This is a genomic window from Sphaerochaeta sp. S2, from assembly GCF_016406725.1.
Classification (GTDB): domain Bacteria; phylum Spirochaetota; class Spirochaetia; order Sphaerochaetales; family Sphaerochaetaceae; genus Sphaerochaeta.
This window is the reverse complement of sequence record NZ_JAEKNT010000235.1, coordinates 1-1,047: the sequence shown is the minus strand read 5'-3', so window position 1 is coordinate 1,047 and position 1,047 is coordinate 1. Positions and strand designations below refer to the sequence as shown.

The 1,047-nt window shown below is 48.7% G+C and carries 2 protein-coding genes; both read left to right on the top strand.

Going from position 1 to position 1,047, the window contains the following annotated elements:
• The coding region (locus JF818_RS06670; protein WP_198891254.1) for an MFS transporter at positions 1-251 on the top strand (251 nt) is incomplete at its 5' end.
• Between the two features lie 63 nt (positions 252-314).
• On the top strand, positions 315-1,047 hold a 733-nt coding region (locus JF818_RS06665; RefSeq protein ID WP_198891253.1), incomplete at its 3' end, for an MATE family efflux transporter.

Below are 1,047 nucleotides of genomic sequence, written 5' to 3'. Positions count from 1 at the left end.
GGTCATACTATACTCGCCTTATCCCGAAACAACGGTCGGCCCAGTTCTTTGGTTTTTTCAATATGCTCGGTAAATTTGCTGCAATCATCGGTCCACTGCTCATGGGAGTTGTCACATTGGTTACCGGAGACTCCAGAAATGGAATTGTCTCACTGGTCTTGCTCTTCATTGGTGGGTATATCCTGCTCAGGCAAGTTGATGAGGAGAAGGGAAAGAAGGAGGTGGAGGCATTCCTCGAGAAGACCAACTGACAACCTGCTTTACTAAGCTTGTATGGTATGGTATGACTGTACCAGAATCTGAAAGGAATACCCATGCAACCTGTCCAAGAAAATAAAATGGGGGTCAAACCGATCCCCACCCTTGTTCTGTCCATGTCGTTTCCCATCATGCTCAGCATGTTGGTGCAAGCACTCTATAATATTGTAGACAGTATGTTTGTCTCTCACTACAGCCAGCAAGCGCTGACTGCTGTTACCCTTGCCTTCCCTATGCAGAACCTGCTCATCGCAGTAAGTGTCGGGACCTCTGTGGGGGTAAACTCACTGCTTTCCAGGAAACTCGGGGCAAAGGACATATCTGCTGCTCGAAAAGCTGCAGGAAATGGTCTCACACTCTCCGTGATCAGTTGGGGATTTTTTGCGCTTTTAGGCCTCTTTTTCTCCAAGACCTTCGTTGAGTTCTTCAGCAATGACCCAGAACTCATTGCCATGGGAAACCAGTATATCTCCATCTGCCTGATCTTCTCACTTGGCTTGTTCATCGACATCACCTGTGAAAGGATCCTGCAGGGAACAGGCGATACATTCCACCCCATGATCATCCAGAGTACCGGGGCAATTGTAAACATCATCCTTGACCCTATCCTGATCTTTGGCCTGTTTGGGATGCCGAGGATGGGGGTCATGGGAGCCGCGATAGCCACAGTCTTTGCCCAGCATGTCTCTGCCGCGATAGCCATATACTATGTGCGGAGAAACAAGGAGATTGTACTGAAGAAAGCCTCCTTCCGTCTCGAGAAGCAGACCGTCAAGGATATCTATGCAG